Source organism: Variovorax boronicumulans (genome assembly GCF_009811375.1).
Taxonomy (GTDB): Bacteria; Pseudomonadota; Gammaproteobacteria; order Burkholderiales; family Burkholderiaceae_C; genus Variovorax; species Variovorax boronicumulans.
Window position 1 is genome coordinate 539,314 of sequence record NZ_BKDH01000001.1, and the last position, 16,580, is coordinate 555,893.

The window sequence follows — 16,580 nt, forward strand, 5'->3', positions numbered from 1 at the left end:
TCGATCATGAAAATTGCGATTCTTGGGGGTGGCCACGGCGCCTATGCGGCCGCCGCGGACCTGTCTGAAACCGGCCATGAAGTGCGCCTGTGGCGCCGCGACGCCGCCGCGCTCGAACCCGTCGTGCAGGCCGGCGCGATCACGCTGAAAGACGCCGCCGGCGCGCGCGAGGTGCCCATCGCGCTCGCTACTGCCGACATCGGCGCCGCGCTCAAGGGCGCCGAGCTCATCGTCATTCCCACGCCCGCCATCGCCCAGCACGACATCGCGCTGGCCATGGCGCCGCACCTGGTCGACGGCCAGGTCGTGTTCCTGCCACCGGGCACCTTCGGCAGCTACGTGATGGCGCAGGCGGTGAAGGCCGCCGGCAACCGCGCCGACGTGGCCTGGGCCGAGACCGGCACCTTGCCCTACCTTGCGCGCAAGCACGGCGAGCGCGAGGTCAACGTCACCATCCGCGCGATCCGCCTGCCCACCGGTGTCTACCCGGCGCGCAAGGAGGCGCAGGCGATCGAGGTGATCCGCCGCGCCTACCCGGCCGTGCACGGCTGCGGCGACGCGCTCTCGGGCGCGCTGATGAACGCCGGCCCCGTCATCCACCCGCCGCTGATGGTGATGAACGCCGCGCCGCTGCAGCACTTCGAGCGCTGGGACATCCACAACGAAGGCACGCAGCGCGCCGTGCGCGACGTGACCGACCGGCTCGACCGCGAGCGCATGGCCGTGCGCGAGGCCTTCGGGCAGGGTGCGCCGCACTATCCGCTGGCCGACCACTACAACAACGACCAGTGGATGTACGGCGATGCGCACAAGCAGCTCGTCAAGTCGGGCGATTGGCGCGAGAACATCGACCTGCACACGCACCGCTACATCACCGAAGACACCGAACTCGGCCTGGCCTTCCTGGCCTCGGCCGCACGCCATGCGGGCGTGGATGCGCCCATCGCGCACGGCCTGCTGGCCATCGTCGGCGGCTTCCTCGGGCGCGACCTGCGCAAGGGCCCGCGCACCTTCGAAAGCCTCGGCCTGGCCAGCCTGAGCGCAGCCCAGCTCAAGCAGAGGCTGCACGATGGCGAATGAGCCCGCGCCGCCGCGCTTTGCCGCCGTGGGCGCCGGCCGCATGGGGCGCGGCATCGCCATCGCGTTCGCCTATGCGGGCCACCGGATTTCGCTGATCGACCTGCGCCCGCGCACGCCCGAGGCCTGGCAGCGCCTGCGCGACGAGGCACAGGCGGAAATCACTGCGAGCCTCTCAGGCCTTGCACAGCTCGGTGTGATCGATGCCTCGCAGGTCGAGTGCATCGCTGCACGCGTGGATTTCGTGAATGCAGCAGAAGCACCGCGCGCACTGGCCGCCGCCGAACTGGTGTTCGAAGGCGTGCCCGAAACCATGGAGGCCAAGCGCGAGGCCTTCGAGCAACTCAACCGCCATTGCCGCGACGACGCGATCCTCACCTCGACCACCAGCAGCATCCTCGTGACGCATCTGGCTGCGCTGGTGCGCCGGCCCGAGCGCTTCCTGAACATGCACTGGCTCAACCCGGCCTACGTGATTCCCGTGGTCGAACTGAGCTGCCACCCCGGCACCGACGCCGGCGTGCTCGCGCGCACGAAGGCACTGATGGAGGCCATCGGCAAGCTGCCCGTGGTCTGTGGCGCTTCGCCCGGCTACATCGTGCCGCGTCTGCAGGCGCTCGTGATGAACGAGGCGGCCCGCATGATCGAAGAAGGCGCTGCCACAGCGGAAGAAATCGACAAGGCCACGCGCTACGGCCTGGGCCTGCGCTTCGCGGCACTCGGCGTGGTCGAGTTCATCGACTTCGGCGGCTGCGACATCCTGCACCACGCGAGCCGCGAGATGTCGGCCTCGCTCGACGCAGGCCGCTACACCGCGCCGGCCATCGTCGGGCGCATGGTCGAGGAGGGGCGGCTGGGCCTGAAGAGCGGCAGCGGCTTCTACGACTACGCGGGCCGCGACACCGCCGCCTACCGGCGCGACGTGCTCTCGCGCACGCTCGGTGAACTGAAGCACGCGGGCCTGTGGCGCGCGCCGGCCGACGAGACGCTGCCATGACGATCCGCCGCGCCTTCGCCGACCTGTCGGTGGGGCAGGTGCACTACGCCGTGTGCGGCGACGCGCAGGCGCCGGCCGTGTTGCTGCTGCACCAGTCGCCGCGCAGCTGGGCCGAGTACCGCGAGGTGCTGCCGCTGATCGCCGGCGCGGGCTACCGCACCATCGCCATGGACACGGCGGGCTTCGGCGATTCGGCCGACGGCGGCGTGCCCGCGAGCATTGCGCAGTGGGCGCGCGTGGCGTGCGAGCTGCTCGATGCGCTCGGCATCGCGCAGGCCGACGTGGTGGGGCATCACACCGGCGGCGTGATCGCGATCGAGCTGGCCGCGGTGTTTCCCGAGCGCGTGCGCAGCCTCGTGCTGTCGTCCACGCCGTACACCGACGAGGTGTTTCGCCGCGCCCGCGCGCAGCGTCCACCCATCGACGAAGTGGCGCCCAGCGACGACGGCAGCCACCTCGCCGCGCTGTGGCAGAAGCGGCAGGCCTTCTATCCGCCGGGGCGTCCCGACCTGCTCGAGGCTTTCGTGCGCGATGCGATGAAGGTCGGCCATCGTGTCGAAGAAGGGCACCGCGCCGTGGCCTCGTACCGCATGGAAGAGCGCATCGGCCGCGTGACGCAGCCGACGCTCATCGTGCGCGCCACGCTCGACCCTTTCGCCGCGCCGCATGCGGCAGAGCTGCAGCATCACCTGCCGCAGGCGCGCATCGTCGACATCGACGGCGGCATGGTGCCCTTGCCCGACCAGATGCCCGAAGCCTTCGCGCGCACGGTGCTCGACTTCCTGGCGACGCGGCCATGAAGGCCGTTCGCATCCATGGCTTCGATGCCGCGCCGGTGCTCGAGGACGTGGCCGACCCCGTGGCGCGACCCGGCCACACCCTCGTGCGCATGCAGGCCGCGACCGTCGGTCACATCGACCGCACCGTGTGGCAGGGCCGCTTCCTGCGGCATCCGCCGTTGCCTTACACGCCGGGCGTGGAAGCGGCGGGCGTTGTCGTCGCGAGCGAGCGTTATGCAGAGGGGCAACGCGTGTGGTTGCGTGGCAGCGGCTTGGGCACGCTGCTCGACGGCACGTGGTGCGAGCTCATCGATGCGCCTGACGATGCACTCGGCGTGCTGCCCGATGCGGTGCCGATGACGCTCGGCGCAGCGTTCTTCTCGCCCACCACATCGGCGTGGGTCGCCTTGCATGAGGTCGCCCGATTGCAGTCTGGAGAGCAAGTGTTGGTAACGGGCGCGAGCGGCGCGGTGGGTTCTCTGGTGATGCAGCTGGCACGCGATGCAGGCTGCACCGCAACGCCGGTCGATCCGAAGGCAGGCCCGCCTGAAGCCGCCAGCGCCGACCTGCTCATCGACACCGTCGGCGGCGACGTGCTCGCCTCCGCCTTGCCTGCCGTGCGCCCCGGCGGCCGAGCCGTGCTGATCGGCTACACCGCCGGCCCGACGCTGCAGCTGGACATCGCGCACTTCCTGCAGCGCGACGTGGCGCTGCTGCCGCTCAACATGTTCCGGCGCGAAGCCGCGGGCCGCGCAGCCGCTCCAGAGTTGCTTGCGAGGCTGGCCGACGGCCGCCTGCACCTCGACGTGCAGCCCTTCGCGCTCGCCGATGCAGCCCTCGCGCTCGACTGGATCGCCAGACGCGGTCATGGCGGCCATCGCGGCCGCGCGGTGCTCGTGCCCTAGTCAGGCCTCAGGCCGGACGCTTCAGTCTTCGTCCGGCACCTCGACCGGCACGTGCACATGCAGGTCGATCATCTGCCGCAGCGTCTGCTTGAGCTCTTCGGCGCGTCGCAGGCCGAAGGGCTCAAGCACGCGGCGCTCGTGCTCGCGCGCCAGTTCCATCAGGTGCTCGACCGCTTTCAGCCCCGCGGGCGTGATGCGCACCAGCGTGATGCGGCGATCACTTTCATGGGGCAGGCGCTCGACCTGACCGCGCGCTTCCATGCGGTCGAGCAGCCGCGTCACCGTCGGCTGCTTGGTCACCGTGACCTGCGCGAGCTGGCCGATGCTGACCGCGTCGCTGCCCGCCAGCGACGCCATCACGCGCCACTCCGACACCGAAAAACCCTGCTGCCGCGCCACCTCGTGGAACTCCGAAGAGATCAGCTGGCTGGCCTGCGCGAGCAGCGCGGGCAGGTAGTCATCGACGAAGCGATGCGTTTCCTTGGATGGTTCAGACATGAAGGCGCCTCCTGTTTGCCGCAGGCATGCGGATTGCATGGCTAGGGTAATTCATGATTGTGGATACATTCATTTCTAAACATTATAGGAACCGTGATGTGACCCCGGGGCCGCATCCTCCCACGAGAAAGAAGAAGGACATCCATGGCTGAGCGTTCGTTCGTCGAAGAAGTCAAGAAGCTGAGACTTACTGGTGGAGAAGTGTTTCGTGGCGAAGGCATTCTGGCCGTCACCAAGGCCCTGCTGGAGTCGGGGGTGTCGTATGTGGCGGGCTACCAGGGCGCGCCCATCTCGCACCTGATGGATGTGCTGGCCGACGCGCAGGACATCCTGGCCGACCACGGCATCCGCTTCGAGAACAGCGCCAGCGAAGCCACCGCCGCTGCCACGCTGGCCGCCTCCGTCAACTACCCGCTGCGCGGCGCCGTCACCTTCAAGGCGACCGTGGGCACCAACGTGGCGTCCGATGCATTGGCCAACCTGGCCTCGGGCGGCGTCACCGGTGGCGCGCTCATCATCGTGGGCGAGGACTACGGCGAAGGCTCGTCGATCATGCAGGAGCGCAGCCACGCCTTCGCCATGAAGTCGCAGATCTGGCTGCTCGATCCGCGGCCCAACCTGCCGAGCATCGTCGATGCGGTGAAGACGGGCTTCGACCTCTCCGAGGCCAGCAACACGCCTGTGATGCTGCAGCTGCGCATCCGCGCCTGCCACGTGCACGGTCACTTCATCGCCGGCGACAACAAGCGCGCCAAGTTCACGCTGAAAGAGGCACTGGAGAACCCGCAGCGCGACGTCAGCCGCATCGTGCTGCCGCCCGCGAGCTTCGTGCATGAACAAGAGAAGGTGAAGGACCGCTGGCCCGCCGCCGTGCGCTTCATCGAGGAGCGCCAGCTCAACGAGTTCTTTTCCGAAGAGGCCGACGACATCGGCATCATCGTGCAGGGCGGCAGCTACAACACGCTGCTGCGCGCGCTCGAACGCCTGGGCCTGGCCGACGTGTACGGCGAGACCCGCGTGCCGCTGTACGTGATGAACGTGGCCTATCCCGTCATCGAGAGCGAAGTCATCCGCTTCTGCGAAGGCAAGCGCGCCGTGCTCATCGTGGAAGAAGGCCAGCCCAACTTCGTCGAGCAGAACCTCGCCACCATCCTGCGCCAGGCCGGCTCCACCACCGCGCTGCACGGCAAGGACATGCTGCCCGTGGCCGGCGAGTACACGACGCTCGAACTGCTCAAGGGCGCGCGCACCTTCTGCGAGCGCTACGAACGCCTCGCGCCGCTGCCCGTGCCCGTACCGGTGCGCAAGGTGATCCCGTTGAAGGAAGTGGCGGCCATCGGCGTCGACGATGCACCCGAGCCCGCGCAGCCGTCGAGCGCGCTCGGCGACGTGGTGCATGCGCGCCCGCCGGGCTTCTGCACCGGCTGCCCGGAGCGCCCCATCTTCAGCGCGATGAAGCTGGTCGAGCGCGAACTCGGTGCGCACCACGTGAGCGCCGACATCGGCTGCCACCTGTTCTCGATCCTGCCGCCTTTCAACATCGGCAACACGACGATGGGCTACGGCCTCGGCGGTGCAGGCGCTTCGGCGCTGAACGCACCGGCCGGCAAGCGCGCGATCTCGATGATGGGCGACGGCGGCTTCTGGCACAACGGCCTGACGAGCGGCGTGGCCAACGCGGTCTTCAACAAGAGCGACAACCTCACCATCATCGTCGACAACAACTACACCTCGGCCACGGGCGGGCAGGACATCCTCTCGTCCACGGCTGTCAACAAGACGCGCAGCACCGGCCACGAGATCGAACGCGCCGTGCGCGGCGTGGGTGTCGAATGGGTGAAGACCATGCGCCGCACCTACGACGTCGCCGGCATGCGCGACGCACTCAAAGACGCACTCACCACCACCAAGAAGGGCCCCAAGGTCCTCATCGCGCAGTCGGAGTGCATGCTCAACAAGCAGCGGCGCGAGAAGCCGCTGGTGCGCAAGGCCATTGCCGACGGCAAGCGCATGGTGCGCGACAAGTTCGGCGTCGATGCCGACACCTGCACCGGCGACCACTCGTGCATCCGCCTGTCGGGCTGCCCGTCGCTCTCGATCAAGCCCAACCCCGATCCGCTGCGCGTCGACCCCGTCGCCACCGTGCTCGACAGCTGCGTGGGCTGCGGCAACTGCGGCGACGTGTCGCACGCCGCCGTGCTCTGCCCCTCGTTCTACAAGGCGCAGGTCGTGAGCAACCCGACCGCTTGGGACCGCTTCCGCCAGCGCGTGCGCACCGCCGTCATCGGCTGGATGCAGCGCGGCGACGCGCGCCGCCGCGACGCCCATGCCTTCTGACGCCATGACGAACAAGGTTCAACCGATAAAGATTGCCATCCTCGCCATGGGCGGGGAGGGCGGCGGCGTGCTCGCCGACTGGATCGTCGACATGGGCGAGGCCAACGGCTACGTCGCCCAGACCACCTCCGTGCCCGGCGTGGCCCAGCGCACCGGCGCGACGATCTACTACGTCGAGCTGTACCCCGACGCGCAGGCGCACGCCGACGGCGGTCGCCCCGTGCTCGCGCTGATGCCGCTGCCGGGCGACGTCGACGTGGTGCTCGCCTCCGAGCTCATGGAAGCCGGCCGCGCGGTGCAGCGCGGGCTGGTCACGCGCGACCGCACCACGCTCATCGCCTCCACGCACCGCGTCTTCTCCATCGCCGAAAAAAGCGCCATGGGCGACGGCCGCGTCGACAGCGAGCAGCTGCTCGCCCACACCGCGCGCGCCGCCAAGCGCTTCATCCGCTTCGACATGGCGCAGGCCGCCGAAGCCTCGGGCAGCGTGATCAGCGCCGTGCTGTTCGGCACGCTCGCGGGCTCGGGCGTGCTGCCCTTCAGCCGAGCCCACTTCGAGGCCACCATCGAGCGCGGCGGCGTGGGCGTGAAGCCCAGCCTCAAGGCCTTCGGTGCGGCCTTCGACCGCGCACAGGACGGTGACGACGGCGAACCCGCCAAGGTGGCGCCGGCTGCCACGCCCGCACCTCAACCGCGCCACCCGGCCGTGCGCGCGCTGGTCGAGCGCGTGCAGCGCGACTTTCCGCAGCCCGCGCACGACTTCCTGCTCGAAGGCGTGCGTCGCCTCATCGACTACCAGGACCTGGCCTACGCCGGCCTCTACCTCGACCGCATGGACGCTGTTGCGAAGCTGCCCGACGACGCCCACCGCCTGCTGCGCGAAACCGCGCGCCACCTGGCGCTGTGGATGTCCTACGAAGACACGGCCCGCGTCGCCGCCCTGAAGACCCGCGCGACCCGCTTCGAGCGCGTGCACGGCGAGGCCGGCGTGCAGCCGGGCCAGCTGCTCGCCATCCACGAGTACATGCACCCGCGCCTGCAGGAAATCTGCGAGACGCTGCCCGGCGGCATTGGCCGCTGGCTCATGCACTCCACGCTGCCCAGGAAGATCGTCGAGCGCTTCACGCAGCACGGCCGCGTGATCCGCACCAGCTCGCTGCGCGGCTACCTGATGCTGCGCATGGTCGCGGCCTGCAAGCGCTGGCGCCGTTCGACGATGCGCTACGCCGACGAGAACCGCCGCATCGAAGAGTGGCTGCAACGCATCGCCGCCACCGCGCCACGCAACCCCGCGCTCGCCGTCGAACTCGCCCAGTGCCAGCGCCTGGTCAAGGGCTACAGCGACACGCACGAGCGCGGCCTGCGCAACTACGACACCGTGATGCGCGCGTTCGAACGTGCGGGTGCCGCGCTGGCGCCCGCCACCCTGCGCGAACTGCGCGACGCGGCGCTGGCCGACGAACACGGCCACAAGCTGCAGGCCGCGCTGGTGCAGCACGCCTTGGCCTGAAGGGACCCGAACCATGACCGCCCCCACGCTCCAGCTTCGCGTCGCCGAAGCGCGCGCCCTCAACCCGCTGATCCGCCTGCTGCGCCTGCGCGCCGAAGACGGTCGCGCGCTGCCCGGCTTCGCCGCCGGCGCGCACATCCGCGTGCAGGTGACGCTGGCCGACGGCGCCACCGACTGGCGCCACTACTCGCTCGTCAACTTCGCCACCGAGCGCAACGCCACCAACGCCCCGACAGACTACGTGATCGCGGTGCGCAAGGAGGCCGACGGCCGCGGCGGCTCGCGCTTCATGCACGAAGGGCTGGCCGAGGGCAGCGTGCTCACCATCGAGCCGCCGAAGAACGACTTTCCGTTGCACACCGGCCCGGGCGGCACGGTGCTGGTGGCCGGTGGCATCGGCGTGACGCCGCTGGCCTCGATGGCCGCGCGCCGCCGTGCCGAAGGCGCCGCCGTGCGCATGCACTACGCCGGCCGCAGCCGCGACCTGATGGCCTTCCTGCCCGAGCTGCAGGCGCTGCTGGGCGACGACCTGCGCGTGCATGCCGACGCCGAGGCCGGCGCGCCGCTGGACATCGACGCGCTGCTCGACGCCGTGCCCGCCGGCGACCGCCTCTACGTGTGCGGCCCCAAGGTCATGCTCGATGCCGTGCTCGCGCGCACCCAGGCCCGCGGCTGGGAGCACGACCGCGTGCACTTCGAGCTCTTCACCGAACCCGTCGTGGAGGAGGGCGACCAGCCCTTCGAGGTGGAGCTTGCCCAGTCGGGCCAGCGCTTCACCGTGCCGGTCGGCCAGAGCATCCTCGACTGCCTCATCGAACACGGCTGCGACCCGATGTTCGATTGCAAGCGCGGCGAGTGCGGCGTGTGCGCCGTGCCCGTGATCGAGGGCGAGATCGACCACCGCGACTACGTGCTCACCGCCCGCGAGAAGGCAGAGGGCACCGTCATGCAGATCTGCATCTCGCGCGCCAAGGGAGCGCGCCTGGTGCTCGACCTCTGAGAAAAGCCAGCCAGGAAGGAGCCAGGAGAACCATGCCTTCGTACCGAGACAACCCCGATGCCGTTCGCGCGCTCGTGCAGAACGACCGCGTGCACCGCGACCTGTACACCAGCCAGGAGCTCTTCGAGCTGGAGCAGGAGCACTTCTTCGCCAACACCTGGAACTACGTCGGTCACGAGAGCCAGCTGCCGAAGTCGGGCGACTGGATCACCAACGAGATCGCGGGCCGCCCGCTGATCGTCGTGCGCCACAGCGACGGCAGCGTGCGCGTCATGATGAACCGCTGCGCCCACAAGGGCTCGCGCCTGGTGAACGGGCCCTGTGGCAACACCGGCAAGTTCTTTCGCTGCCCGTACCACGCCTGGACCTTCAAGACCGACGGCGCGCCGCTGGCCATTCCGCTGAAGACCGGCTATGAGCACACGCAGCTGCACGAGTGCGAGTCGGGCAAGGGCCTCACCCCGGTGAAGCACGTGCGCAGCCACCGCGGCTTCATCTTCGTGAAGATCAACGACGCGGGCCCTGACTTCGACGACTACTTCGGCGATTCGCTGAGCTCCATCGACAACATGGCCGACCGCTCACCCGAGGGCGAGCTGGAAATCGCCGGCGGCTGCCTGCGCTTCATGCACCAGTGCAACTGGAAGATGTTCGTCGAGAACCTCAACGACACCATGCACCCCATGGTGGCGCACGAGTCGTCGGCCGGCACCGCCAAGCGCATGTGGGCCGACAAGCCCGAGGACGAACCCAAGCCCATGGCCGTGGAGCAGTTCGTGCCCTTCATGTCCGACTACAAGTTCTTCGAGGACATGGGCATCCGCACGTATGACCACGGCCACAGCTTCACGGGCGTGCACTTCAGCATCCACAGCAAGTACAAGGCGATCCCCGAGTACGACGACGCCATGAAGGCGCGCTACGGCGAAGAGAAGACGGCGCAGATCCTGGGCATGGCGCGGCACAACACCGTGTACTACCCGAACCTCACGATCAAGGGCGCGATCCAGGCCATTCGCGTGGTCAAGCCCATCTCGGCCGACAAGACCCTCATCGAGAGCTGGACCTTTCGCCTGAAGGGCGCGCCGCCCGAGCTGCTGCAGCGCACGACCATGTACAACCGCCTCATCAACTCGCCGTTCTCGGTGGTGGGCCACGACGACCTGCAGGCCTACCGCGGCATGCAGGCCGGCCTGCACGCCAGCGGCAACGAGTGGGTGAGCCTGCACCGCGACTACGACGAATCGGAGTTGAAGGGCGGCGAGATCACCACGGGCGGCACCAACGAGCTGCCCATGCGCAACCAGTACCGCAGCTGGGTGCAGCGCATGACGGAGACGATGTAATGGCCGCCGCCGATATCACCCGCCAGGACCTCGTCGACTTCGTCGTCAACGAAGCGCGCCTGCTCGACACCCGCCGCTACGAGGAATGGAACGCGCTCTTCACCGACGATGCGTTCTACTGGATTCCGCTCGTGCCCGACCAGGAAGACGGCCTGAACCACACCTCGCACCTGTACGAGGACAAGCTGCTGCGCGAGCTGCGCATCGAGCGCCTGAAGAGCCCGCGCGCGTTCTCGCAGCAGCCGCAAAGCCGCTGCCACCACCTGCTGCAGGTGCCCGTGGTCGAGACCTTCGACACCGAGGCCCAGCGCTTCGTGGTGCGCACCGAGTTCCACTACACCGAGTCGCAGGGCGACGAGCTGCAGTTCTACGTCGGCACCTTCTTCCACCACCTCACGGTGCAGGACGGCGCGCTGCGCATGACGCTCAAGCGCGTCGACCTGCTCAACTGCGACGCGGCGCTTCCGGCCGTGCAGCTCTTCATCTGACAGGGACGCGATGACCCACGCCACCGTCCACCAGGTGTTCGCCGCCACGGCCGCGCGCACGCCGCAGGCCGAGTTCCTCTTCACCGAATCGGTGACCGCCGCCGCCTACGGCATCGCCGCCGGCGCCATCCGCTGGGGCGAAGCCGCCGCAGAAATCGATCGGCTGCGCACCCTCTACGCACAGGCCGGCTACGGCCACGGCCACCGCGTCGGCCTGCTGCTGGAGAACCGGCCCGCCTTCATCTTCCACTGGCTCGCGCTGAACGCGCTGGGCGCCAGCGTGGTGCCGATCAACGCCGAGATGCGTTCGGCCGAGCTGGTCTACCTCATCGGCCACAGCGAGATCGGCCTGGCCGTCACGCTGCCCGAGCGCGCCGCCGACCTGCAGGCTGCCGCCGCGCAAGCCGGCGTGGCCTTCGAGACCATGGGCCCCGACGATGCCGTGCCGCCCGCGAAGACCGCCGCGCCGCGCGCCGGCGAGCCCGTGGGCACCGACACCGAATGCGGCCTGCTCTACACCTCGGGCACCACGGGCCGGCCCAAGGGCTGCATCCTGAGCAACGCGTACTTCCTGCGCGCCGGCGAGTGGTATGCCGCGCTCGACGGCGTGTGCAGCATCCGCCCCGATGCCGAGCGCGTGATCACGCCGCTGCCGCTCAACCACATGAACGCGATGGCGTTCTCGACCATGGTCGTGCTCATTGCAGGCGGCTGCCTCGTGCAGCTCGACCGCTTCCATCCGAAGAGCTGGCTGGCCAGCGCGAAGGAAAGCGGCGCGACCATCGCCCACTACCTGGGCGTGATGCCCGCGATGCTGCTGTCGGCCCCCGCGTCGGCGGCCGACCGCGACCACGCGATCCGCTGGGGCTTCGGCGCCGGCGTCGACCGCAAGAACCACGCGCCCTTCGAAGAACGCTTCGGCTTCCCGCTGGTCGAGGCCTGGGCCATGACCGAGACCGGCGCGGCCGCCTGCATCATGGCCAACCGCGAGCCGCGCCTCGTGGGCACCAGCTGCTTCGGGCGGCAGGAAGACTTCGTCGAGATCCGCCTCATGGGCGAGGACGGCAGCGACGTGGGCACCGACATGCCCGGCGAACTGCTGGTGCGCTCGGCCGGTGCCGACCCGCGCCGCTATTTCTTCTCCGGCTACCTCAAGGACGAAGAAGCCACGCGCGAAGCCTGGGCCGACGGCTGGTTCCACACCGGCGACCTCGTGCGGCGCGATGCCGACGGCAACTTCTTCTTCGTCGACCGCAAGAAGAACGTGATCCGCCGCAGCGGCGAGAACATCTCGGCCGTCGAGGTCGAGAGCGTGCTCAACCAGCACCCGGCCGTGAAGACCTCGGCCGTGGCCGCCACGCCCGATGCGGTGCGCGGCGACGAGGTGCTCGCCTGCATCGTGCTGCGCGACGGCAGCGATGCGTCGCAGCGCGAAGCGGTCGCGGCCAGCATCGTCCAGCATGCGCTGGCGCAACTGGCGTACTACAAGGCGCCGGGCTACGTGGCCTTTGTCGAGGCGCTGCCGCTCACGCCTTCGCAGAAGATCCAGCGCGGCCAGCTGCGCGAGATGGCGCAGTCGCTGCCGGGCCAGGGCCATTGCATCGACACGCGCTCCATGAAAAAGAGGCAGGCATGACCAAGCGACGGCTCTCTTACGAAGGCGTCGCGGTCGCGGTGCCCGTCACCGTGCCCTACGTGCGCTACTCCACGCGCACCGCGCACTGGTTCGTCGGCCAGGCCATCGACGCGCTGGTGCAGGCCAGCGGCGTGGCCAAGGAGCAGATCGACGGCCTGTGCCTGAGCAGCTTCTCGCTTTCACCCGACACGGCCGTGGGCGTCACGCAGCACCTGGGCCTGTCGCCACGCTGGCTCGACCACATGCCCACCGGCGGCGCCTCGGGCGTGATGTGCCTGCGCCGCGCGGCGCGCGCCGTGCAGGCGGGCGATGCCGACATCGTCGCCTGCGTGGGCGCCGACACCAACCACGTCGACTCCTTCCGCCAGACGCTGGGCAGCTTCAGCAACTTCGCGCGCGATGCGAGCTACCCCTACGGCTCGGGCGGGCCGAACTCGATCTTCGCGTTCATCACCGCCAACTACATGCGCACCTACGGCGCCACGCGCGAAGACTTCGGCCGCATCTGCGTGGACCAGCGCACCAACGCGCTGGGCAACCCCAACGCCATGTTCAAGAAGGGCCTCACGCTCGATGAGTACATGGCCGCGCGGCCCATCTCCGACCCGATCCATCTGTTCGACTGCGTGATGCCCTGCGCCGGCGCCGACGCGTTTCTCGTGATGAGCGAGGAGCGCGCACGCGACCTGGGCCTGGCGCACGTCGTGATTCGCGGCGCCATCGAGCGCCACAACGCCTACGCCGAAGACCCGGTGATGGTGCAGGGCGGCTGGCGCAAGGACCGCGATGACCTCTACGCACAGGCCGGCGTGCAGCCCGCCGCGCTCGACTTCGTGCAGACCTACGACGACTACCCCGTCATCGTGATGATGCAGTTCGAAGACCTGGGGTTCTGCGAGAAGGGCGAAGGCTCGGCCTTCGTGCAGGCCAACACCATGACCTTCGACGGCAGCTTTCCGAACAACACCAGCGGCGGCCAGCTCTCGGCCGGGCAGGCCGGTGCGGCGGGCGGCTTCCTCGGCATGGTCGAGGCGATCCGCCAGCTGACGGACCAGGCCGGCGCGCGCGCCGTGCCCAACGCCCAGCTGGGCCTTGTCGCCGGCTTCGGCATGGTGACCTATGACCGCTGCCTCTGTACGGGCGCCGTCATTCTCGGGAGACCCGCATGACGATGCCCATGATGCGCCCCCCGCGCAAGAACCCGGTGCTGCGCACCCGGCAGATGAACCTGCCGCCCGGCGCGCGCGGCCGCGTCGCGCTCGGCCTCACGGCCGCCGCCGCCGAGGGCCGCTTCGAGCTGCAGACCTGCGAGGACTGCGGCACGGTGCAGTACCCGCCGCGCGAGGTCTGCCACAAGTGCCTGTCGTCGGCGCTGCGCTGGCGCCAACAGAGCGGCGAGGGCGCGCTGCTCGGCAGCACCACGCTGCACCACAGCAACGACCTGTTCTTTCGCGAGCGGCTGCCCTGGCGGCTGGGCCTGGTGCACCTGGATGCCGGCCCCACGCTCATGGTCCACCTGCACGGCGAGGTCGGCGATGCGCCCGCGCGCGTGCGTGTCGGCGCCCGGCTCGACCGTGCCGGCCAGGCCGTCCTCATTGCTTTTCCGACTGAAGGGAGTCCCCACATGGCCGACGACAAGATGCTGCGCGAAATGACCAGCGACCCCAAGTTCCGCAAGGTGCTGGTGACCGACGGCAAGACCGAGACGGGCCAGGCCCTCGTGCGTGCGCTGGTGAAGGCCGGTGCCGACATCGTCTGGGTCGGCCATGCCGAACCCTGGAAGAAGATGGGCGACGGGCTGGACGACATCTCTGCGCTGCCGCAGGTCACGCTCGTGCCGCTGGACCTCACCAACGGCCGCCAGGTGACCGAGCTGGCCGGCTCCATCGGCGGCAAGGTCGACATCGTGATCAACAACGCCGAGGTGCACCGCACCTTCGGCATCGGCGCGCGCCGCGGCACCGACGTGGCCAAGGCCGAGATGGACATCAACTACTTCGGCCTGCTGCGCCTGGCGCAGGAGTTCGGCCCCGCGCTCAAGGGCCGCTCGGCCGACGGCGCCACGGGCGCGACGGCATGGGTCAACCTGCTGTCGATCTACGCGCTGAGCAACTTCCCGCCGCACGGCACCTTCAGTGCCTCGAAGGCCGCGGCGCATTCGCTGGCGCAGTGCCTGCGCGCCGAGATGCGGCCCGCCGGCATCCGCGTGATCAACGTGTTCCCCGGCCCCATCGACGACGAATGGAACCAGCACACGCCGCCGCCCAAGCTGGCGCCGACCACGCTGGCCAACGCCATCGTGAAGGCGCTGCGCGACGGTGTGGAAGACGTGTACCCGGGCGACGTGGCGCAGGAGTGGCTGGAGCGCTGGCGCGACAACCCGAAGGTGCTCGAACGCGAACTCGCGGCGGGCGGCTGAGCAGAGGAATCACACGATGACCACGACCACCAACGAACTGATGTCCGCCGCCGAAGTCCTCGGCAGCCTCGTGACCGCCATGGCCAGCGGCCGCATCCGCGTGATCGACCTCACGCAGACGCTCACGCCCGAGTTCCCGCAGATCGCGCTGCCGCCCGAGATGGGCCAGTGCTGGCCCTTCCGCATCGAGGAAGTGTCGAAGTACGACGAGCGCGGCCCGGGCTGGTACTGGAACAACTTCTCCTGCGGCGAGCACACGGGCACGCACTTCGACGCGCCGATCCACTGGATCTCGGGCCGCGACCTGCCGAACAACTCGGTCGACACCATCCCCGTGCAGCACTTCGTCGCACCGGCCTGCGTGATCGACTGCTCGCCGCAGGTGAAGGACGACCCCGACTACCTGCTGACGCTCGAAGACATCGAGGCCTACGAGGCCGCGCACGGCCGCATCCCGAAGGGCGCGTGGGTGCTCATGCGCACCGACTGGTCCAAGCGCACCGACCCCGAGGCGTACCAGAACTTCGACGAGACCGGCCAGCACACGCCGGGCCCGAGCACCGAGGCCGTGCGCTTCCTGGTCGAGCAGCGCGACGTGCTGGGCTTCGGCTCCGAAGCCATCGGCACCGACGCGGGGCAGGGCTACCACCTGCGTCCGCCCTACCCCTGCCACTACTACATGCACGGCGCGGGCCGCTACGGCCTGCAGTGCCTGAGCAACCTCGACCTGCTGCCGCCATCGGGCGCGGTGCTGATCTGCCCCCCGCTGAAGATCGAAAAGGGCAGCGGCAGCCCGCTGCGCGTGCTGGCCCTGGTGGGAGCCACGGCATGAGCGCCGCCGCCCCCAAGGTCGCGGCCGTCACCGGCGGCAGCGCCGGCATCGGCAAGGCCATCTGCGAAGACCTGCTCGCGCAAGGCTACGAGGTGGTCTCGCTCGCGCGCCGCAAGGCCGAGATCGACCACCCCAAGATGCACAGCCTCGAGGTCGACCTGGCCGACCGCGCCGCCACCGGCCAGGCCGTGCGCGAACTGGTCGAGCGCTTCGCACCGACCACGCTCGTCCACAACGCCGGCGTCATCCGCGCCGCGCTGCTGCCCGACGTGAAGCTCGACGACCTCGATGCGCTGGTCGACCTGCACTTGGGCTGCGCCATCCAGCTCGTGCAAGGCGCGCTGCCCGCGATGCGTGCGCAGCGCTTCGGCCGCGTGGTGCTGCTGTCGTCGCGCGCCGCGCTGGGCCTGGCCACGCGCACCAGCTACTCGGCCACCAAGGCCGGCATGCTGGGCATGGCGCGCACCTGGGCGCTGGAGCTCGCGGCCGACGGCATCACGGTGAACGTGGTGGCGCCGGGCCCGATCCGCACCGACATGTTCTACGACGTGGTCGAGGCCGGCAGCGAGAAGGAGCGCGCGCTCGCGGCCTCGGTGCCCGTCAAGCGCCTGGGCGAATCGGCCGACGTGGCACGCGCCGTGCGTTTCTTCGCCGCGCCCGAGAACAGCTTCGTCACCGGCCAGGTGCTGTATGTCTGCGGCGGCACCAGCGTCGGCAGCCTGGCCCTCTAGTTTCATTTCAGCGTCCGTTTCGTTT

Annotated in this window: 15 protein-coding genes; 14 read left to right on the top strand and 1 reads right to left on the bottom strand. The window is 69.4% G+C overall.

The features are described from left to right. Positions 1 to 6: 6 nt before the first annotated feature. The 4 genes from VHAB30_RS02525 to VHAB30_RS02540 are packed head-to-tail and all read left to right on the top strand — an operon-like array spanning position 7 to position 3,758. A complete protein-coding gene (locus tag VHAB30_RS02525; RefSeq protein WP_159275697.1) occupies positions 7 to 1,080 on the top strand; it encodes an NAD/NADP-dependent octopine/nopaline dehydrogenase family protein in 1,074 nt (357 codons plus the stop codon). Next, positions 1,070 to 2,074 (top strand): 3-hydroxybutyryl-CoA dehydrogenase, encoded by a 1,005-nt coding sequence (locus VHAB30_RS02530; RefSeq protein WP_159275698.1) that lies wholly within the window; start codon positions 1,070 to 1,072, stop codon positions 2,072 to 2,074. Before VHAB30_RS02525 ends, VHAB30_RS02530 begins: the two co-directional genes overlap by 11 nt. Further along, positions 2,071 to 2,874 carry an alpha/beta fold hydrolase gene (locus VHAB30_RS02535; RefSeq protein WP_159275699.1) on the top strand — a complete coding sequence of 268 codons (804 nt, stop codon included), beginning with the start codon at positions 2,071 to 2,073 and terminating at the stop codon, positions 2,872 to 2,874. Before VHAB30_RS02530 ends, VHAB30_RS02535 begins: the two co-directional genes overlap by 4 nt. Continuing rightward, on the top strand, positions 2,871 to 3,758 hold the full coding sequence (locus tag VHAB30_RS02540; RefSeq protein WP_159275700.1) for a quinone oxidoreductase family protein: 888 nt from the start codon (positions 2,871 to 2,873) through the stop codon (positions 3,756 to 3,758). Before VHAB30_RS02535 ends, VHAB30_RS02540 begins: the two co-directional genes overlap by 4 nt. A gap of 21 nt (positions 3,759 to 3,779) precedes the next feature. On the opposite strand, the gene VHAB30_RS02545 is transcribed toward VHAB30_RS02540, so the two are convergent. Next, the gene (locus tag VHAB30_RS02545; protein WP_062475035.1) at positions 3,780 to 4,256 is read right to left on the bottom strand and encodes a MarR family winged helix-turn-helix transcriptional regulator; all 477 of its coding nucleotides are present in this window, start codon (positions 4,254 to 4,256) and stop codon (positions 3,780 to 3,782) included. Between the two features lie 144 nt (positions 4,257 to 4,400). Here VHAB30_RS02545 and VHAB30_RS02550 point away from each other — a divergent pair, with 144 nt between their 5' ends. The 10 genes from VHAB30_RS02550 to VHAB30_RS02595 are packed head-to-tail and all read left to right on the top strand — an operon-like array spanning position 4,401 to position 16,555. Further along, a complete protein-coding gene (locus VHAB30_RS02550) occupies positions 4,401 to 6,593 on the top strand; it encodes a thiamine pyrophosphate-dependent enzyme (protein ID WP_159275701.1) in 2,193 nt (730 codons plus the stop codon). Positions 6,594 to 6,597: 4 nt separating this feature from the next. Further along, positions 6,598 to 8,103 (top strand): indolepyruvate oxidoreductase subunit beta family protein, encoded by a 1,506-nt coding sequence (locus VHAB30_RS02555; RefSeq protein WP_159275702.1) that lies wholly within the window; start codon positions 6,598 to 6,600, stop codon positions 8,101 to 8,103. A 13-nt stretch (positions 8,104 to 8,116) separates the two neighbouring features. Further along, on the top strand, positions 8,117 to 9,103 hold the full coding sequence (locus tag VHAB30_RS02560; RefSeq protein ID WP_159275703.1) for a PDR/VanB family oxidoreductase: 987 nt from the start codon (positions 8,117 to 8,119) through the stop codon (positions 9,101 to 9,103). Positions 9,104 to 9,135: 32 nt separating this feature from the next. Further along, entirely contained in the window at positions 9,136 to 10,449 is a 1,314-nt protein-coding gene (locus tag VHAB30_RS02565) for an aromatic ring-hydroxylating dioxygenase subunit alpha (protein ID WP_159275704.1), read from the top strand. Continuing rightward, a complete protein-coding gene (locus VHAB30_RS02570) occupies positions 10,449 to 10,937 on the top strand; it encodes an aromatic-ring-hydroxylating dioxygenase subunit beta (protein WP_159275705.1) in 489 nt (162 codons plus the stop codon). Before VHAB30_RS02565 ends, VHAB30_RS02570 begins: the two co-directional genes overlap by 1 nt. Positions 10,938 to 10,947: 10 nt before the next feature. Next, positions 10,948 to 12,573: an AMP-binding protein gene (locus VHAB30_RS02575; protein WP_159275706.1), complete on the top strand. Its 1,626-nt coding sequence runs from the start codon at positions 10,948 to 10,950 to the stop codon at positions 12,571 to 12,573. Continuing rightward, positions 12,570 to 13,742, top strand: a complete 1,173-nt coding sequence (locus tag VHAB30_RS02580) for a thiolase family protein (protein ID WP_159275707.1) — start codon at positions 12,570 to 12,572, stop codon at positions 13,740 to 13,742. Before VHAB30_RS02575 ends, VHAB30_RS02580 begins: the two co-directional genes overlap by 4 nt. Beyond that, positions 13,739 to 14,992 (top strand): SDR family NAD(P)-dependent oxidoreductase, encoded by a 1,254-nt coding sequence (locus VHAB30_RS02585; protein ID WP_159275708.1) that lies wholly within the window; start codon positions 13,739 to 13,741, stop codon positions 14,990 to 14,992. The genes VHAB30_RS02580 and VHAB30_RS02585 overlap by 4 nt, the downstream gene beginning before the upstream one ends. A gap of 16 nt (positions 14,993 to 15,008) precedes the next feature. Further along, positions 15,009 to 15,824: a cyclase family protein gene (locus VHAB30_RS02590; RefSeq protein WP_056571816.1), complete on the top strand. Its 816-nt coding sequence runs from the start codon at positions 15,009 to 15,011 to the stop codon at positions 15,822 to 15,824. Then, the gene (locus tag VHAB30_RS02595; RefSeq protein ID WP_159275709.1) at positions 15,821 to 16,555 is read left to right on the top strand and encodes an SDR family NAD(P)-dependent oxidoreductase; all 735 of its coding nucleotides are present in this window, start codon (positions 15,821 to 15,823) and stop codon (positions 16,553 to 16,555) included. The genes VHAB30_RS02590 and VHAB30_RS02595 overlap by 4 nt, the downstream gene beginning before the upstream one ends. The last annotated feature ends 25 nt before the right edge of the window (positions 16,556 to 16,580 follow it).